The organism is bacterium, from assembly GCA_030649025.1.
Lineage (GTDB): Bacteria > Patescibacteriota > Minisyncoccia > JAUYLV01 > JAUYLV01 > JAUSGO01.
In genome coordinates this window covers 1-4,721 of record JAUSGO010000008.1, presented here as the reverse complement: position 1 = coordinate 4,721, position 4,721 = coordinate 1, and the positions used below count along the sequence as shown (strand labels likewise).

6 protein-coding genes are annotated in these 4,721 nt (G+C 51.2%); 4 read left to right on the top strand and 2 right to left on the bottom strand.

Going from position 1 to position 4,721, the window contains the following annotated elements; all coding sequences use genetic code 11:
* The coding region (locus Q7S09_01225) for an HAD-IC family P-type ATPase (GenBank protein ID MDO8557797.1) at positions 1-1,362 on the bottom strand (1,362 nt) is incomplete at its 3' end.
* 254 nt (positions 1,363-1,616) lie between these two features.
* Between Q7S09_01225 and Q7S09_01220 the strand changes: the two genes are divergently transcribed.
* The 4 genes from Q7S09_01220 (at position 1,617) to Q7S09_01205 (ending at position 4,260) form a co-directional block, all read left to right on the top strand.
* Complete coding sequence (locus Q7S09_01220; GenBank protein MDO8557796.1) at positions 1,617-2,012, top strand: thioredoxin domain-containing protein; 396 nt, start codon at positions 1,617-1,619, stop codon at positions 2,010-2,012.
* 6 nt (positions 2,013-2,018) lie between these two features.
* On the top strand, positions 2,019-2,558 hold the full coding sequence (locus tag Q7S09_01215) for a disulfide bond formation protein B (protein ID MDO8557795.1): 540 nt from the start codon (positions 2,019-2,021) through the stop codon (positions 2,556-2,558).
* 264 nt (positions 2,559-2,822) lie between these two features.
* Entirely contained in the window at positions 2,823-3,125 is a 303-nt protein-coding gene (locus Q7S09_01210) for a PIN domain-containing protein (protein MDO8557794.1), read from the top strand.
* 280 nt (positions 3,126-3,405) lie between these two features.
* Positions 3,406-4,260, top strand: a complete 855-nt coding sequence (locus Q7S09_01205) for a hypothetical protein (protein ID MDO8557793.1) — start codon at positions 3,406-3,408, stop codon at positions 4,258-4,260.
* 243 nt (positions 4,261-4,503) lie between these two features.
* Here the strand turns inward: Q7S09_01205 and Q7S09_01200 are convergent.
* On the bottom strand, positions 4,504-4,721 hold a 218-nt coding region (locus tag Q7S09_01200), incomplete at its 5' end, for an FAD-linked oxidase C-terminal domain-containing protein (protein ID MDO8557792.1).

Sequence of the window (4,721 nt, the reverse complement as noted above, 5' to 3'; positions counted from 1 at the left end):
AAGTATTGGAATTCCAAACGTGCCGAAAAGGCGTTTTGCGTTTTCTTTCTTGTCGCCGGTAAGCATTTTCATCCTGATGCCGCGCGCAGAAAGCGCGCGAAATAGTTCGGAGACATTTTCTTTCACCTCGTCTTCAAAGTGGAATCGCGCGAGCTCGCGTTTGCCTTCAAGAAACGAAAGGACAATACCGCCCTCGCCCGTGTTCGCTTTTGTGATTGTGTATCGCCGATTTTCAACATCTCCCGATATTCCTTGTCCGATGGTTTCTGCTACGTTGCGGGCTTCCAGCGTTGGAACGTTCCGTGAAGCGCTTGCGGCACCGATGGCGCGTGCAAGCGGGTGAATGGAGTGGAATTCTATTGCGGAGGCGATTGCAAGCAGCTTCTGCTCGCTCGGTGCCTCTTCCATCCTCTCTATTTTCTTGAGAGATATTTCTCCGAGTGTGAGCGTTCCCGTCTTGTCAAAAAATATGACGCCGGCGCGCGATAGCTCTTCAAGCGTCGCAGGCCGCTTTACGATAATATTGCGACGCGCCGCGCGCGAAAGTCCGCCGATAAATGCAACTGGTGCCGCGATTATGAGCGGGCACGGCGTTGCAATGACGAGAACCGCGAGCGCTCGTGAAAGTTCGCCGGACAATATGTAGGCTCCGAGAGCAAGTACCAGCGTGATGAGCGTGAAAGGGAAGTTTATTTTTTCTGCGAGCCGTACGATGCGCGCCTTGTGTTTCTTTGCGTCGTCCACGAGATGCACGATGCGCATGTACGTGGAGGTTTCAAATCCGCCTTCTACGGAAAGGTCAAGAGTTTCTCCGGCGTTAATGGCTCCGCTTTTGATGAACATTCCGCGGGAAAACGATTGGGGAAGCGCCTCACCCGTCAGGTTGGCCTCATTGAGAAGAGCCCTGTCCGAAAGAAGCGTGCCGTCAAGAGGAATAATCTCATTCTTTTTTACGACGATAGTTTCCTCGCTTACGACATCCTGAATGGGTTTTTCCGATGTCGTGCCTCCACTAAGGCGCATGGTGCAGAACTTCGGGATGCGTTCCGCGAGCCCGCGTAGCGCTCCCTCGGCGCGCCTTGATGCATAGTCGTCCAGAGCTTCGCCGCCCGTAATCATAAGCGCTATGACGGCTCCTGCTAAATATTGATCGGCAACAAGCGACACCGCCATTGCAAGCAATGCGATGTAATCAAGCGAGTAATTATGTTCGCGGATTTTCTGAAACGAGTCCCATGAGATTTTCACAATGCCGATGATTACTGCCGTTATCCAAAACGGTTGCGCACCGAATACGCCCGCGATAAGAAGCGCGAGGACGAGCAACGGAGGGCGAAATTCCTTGCGGAACAGGTTTTTCATTGACTCATTGTATCAAAAGTACTCAAGGTGACCTTGGTCATCTTCTTGTTCCATCGGCTTCCGAGGTGAGTCCTTAGCTTTGAAAGGTCTCTCCTCGGAAGCTGATTATGGAAAGAGGTATATAGGAGGTTTAACCCAATCAACCCGAGCACTGAATTATACTCTAACTACTTACGCCTAGGCGTAAGTAGTTAGAGTATGTGCTTTATCCAGATTCTTCACACAGGCAGTTATCGTGTGGTATATTTACCAACATGAAAAAGGGGACACTTATTTTCTGGCTAGTTGTACTCGCGCTTATTGTCGGGGGAATCGGAGTGAGCCTGACATTGAACTCCGGCCCGGGGAAATTGGACGGTTTCGCGCAGTGCCTTAAGGATTCTGGCACGGTCTACTATGGCGCGTTCTGGTGTCCGCATTGTCAGGCGACAAACAAGATGTTCGGCAAATCAAAGGCGCTTCTGCCGTATGTAGAGTGTTCTACTCCGGACGGAAAGAACCAGCAACAAATTTGCAAAGACAATAATATAATAGGATATCCGACATGGGTTTTTCCTGCGACCAGTACCACTGCGACCAGCACCATATTAACAGGGGAGAAGACATTGCAGGAACTGTCTTCCGCAAGCGGATGTCTGCTTCCACAATAAAGATACATGCACAACGTTGAGGCGATAAATTACTGGCTCGCGCTTGCGGTTGTTGCTTTGCAAATCGTAAGTGTCGCGTGTATCGTTCTGTTTCTCCTGCGAAAAAAATCTCCCGACCTCGCTCCGGCCGTTTCCTTTCTGGAAACATGGGGGCTCTGGATAGGATTCTTGCTGTCGGCAGGCGGAGTGGTGATCTCACTCTTTTATTCCGAAATTCTCGGCGTCCTCCCGTGCGGGCTCTGCTGGCTTCAGCGGGTGTTCCTCTATCCGCAAGCTCTTCTGTTTGCCGTTGCGATATGGAAAAGCGACCGGAGCGTGGCCGATTACAGTATCACGTTTTCAGTATTTGGCGCTGCGATTGCCCTCTACCAGCACTACCTGCAAATGGGCGGAGCGAGCATCGTCCCGTGTCCGGCAGTTTCCACAGGCGTAGATTGCGCGCAGCGTTACCTTTTTGAATTCGGCTACATCACGTTCCCACTCATGTCATTCAGTATTTTTGCATTTCTTATAATTGTGATGCTTTTCGTCCGCCGCGCTCCATGATATGATGCGTTGATATGAGTACGACAACAATCGCTACAAAACCGCGCACAGGAGATTTGCGGACGCGCCAAATACCAAAAGCGCTCGCGCAGGCCGCCGGTCTATTGAGGGGCAAGCTAAAGAAAACACCTCTCCAATACCAAAAGGCACTCCGCAAAGAGTGGTGATATGGTGCTGGACACCAATATTCTCATCGCGTATCTCGACAAAGATGTGCGCGTCATTGAGGCCGATAGAGCAGGTATCGGCACCTGTTGACGGGCCGTGAATGACTGGTTCTCTCGTCATGTTGCGCTCTTCATTTCTGCCGTAACGTACGCGGAGCTTCTCGCTCTGCCGGAAGCGTCGCCCGCTGACCTTGCGAAAATACAAGACTTTCTTGATTACTTTGTTGTTATTGACGTGGACAAGAACATCGCTGAAACGACAGCGGCACTTAAGCGAAAATACAAGTTCAAGTTTCCAGATGCGGCAATAGCGGCAACCGCTATGCGTACGCGAACCGCACTTGTAACGCGCGACCGTCAAATGCACAGAGTAAAAGAAATACACGTTCTCTCAATTTAGAAAAATCGGTACCTGAACCTGTCCCCAATTACCACGACAACCCCACAAACTCCAGTTTGTGAGGATGTTATTGCATGCGTTGAGTCCATTTAATTCCGGGATTACGGATTGCGCGCAGCGTTACCTTTTTGAATTCGGCTACATCACATTCCCGCTCATGTCGTTCACCATCTTTGCGTTTCTCATTATTGTGATGCTTTTCGTCCGGCGTTGCGACAGATCATGAAGGAGATTGATTAAACTCCCGAAACACTGTATGGTTTCGGGAGTTCTTTGAAATGTGCTGGTAGGCCACAGCAGAAAGGGGCTTGAAAACAGGCCGTTTTCTGCTGTGGCAGAGCCGGGTGGCCGAGCTAGTCCTTCGGGACAAACAGCATCAACCCACGCCAAGTCGGCGGAGCGAGAGCTCCAAGGAGGCGGCAAAGGAGGACAAGTGAAAGTTCCATCACCCCAATCGAAAGTGAACGAGTGGAAGCCCCTCGGGCTTCTGATGTCGAAGGTGCAAGACCTCTACGCCACCGTGCGCGACACGCTCGGGGGTCAGGGCATCGGAATGGACATCATCCCGTGGCTCGCGGGCGACGGCAAGAAATCGCTTGTCGAAAAGCTGAAGGCGCTCGGGATGGAGTTCAACAACACCCAGCGCATCCGGCTCACCGGCAACAAGAACCTAATCTGGGTCAATCTCGATGCACCCCCGAAGTTGCCGTTTGACGGCGCGGAGGTAGTAGAGAACCCAAGGGGTGGCTGGGTCAAAGTCGAGCGTCGCAGGGACAAGCTTTACGTGGATAGAAGGGAGATCGTTCCTTGCGTTATCCATTGGAAGGATCACGAAAGGGTGACGACGATGGACCACAGGGGGGAGCATCCAAACGTTCTTGACGCTCTGATGAGGCATCGCCGCTTCATTCCTGACATGCTCAGGCAGAGTCAGGATTACCAGGGGAACACCATCTCCATTCGCTTCGGGGCAGTCAAGTTCTGTGGCCCGCACGGTGGTTCCTGCATACGTAGTTTATACAGCGATAGTGGCGGTCAGTGTCGCCATGGCGAAATATGGCTCGACGAACTCCAGCAGGGTCAAGGTGGCCGTAACCCTGCGGCTGTTCTCGGAGAGAGGGTTGCTGAAGATTGATTTCAGCCAACGGCTTCGTCTCTTAGTTTGGAATTCTCAACGGCACTCTCACGGGTGCCGTTATTTTTTATTTAAACCTCGCGACGTGCTCCTCAAACTTCGCGAGGAATTTTTTGATGTGTTCTTTTGTAGATTCGTCAATCAAATTCCCTTCGGCGTCAAATTTATCAGTCGCGTTCAGGTGGGATTCCGGCTGGCCCATCAAAATTATTTCTTTATACAAGATACACGATACAAGATACTTTATACATGCCCAATCATACTTCTCTCAATATCAGCAATAGTTCCGCCGACTTTTTTGCCGGGGTTGAGGATATTTTGCGGGTCAAAGATTTTTTTCACCTGCGCAAACAGCCCGCACATTTTTTCGCCGAACATTATTGGCAGATACGGGGTGCGGATAATGCCGTCATTATGCTCGCCGTCTATTGAGCCGTGGTATTTTGCCACCAGTTCGTACA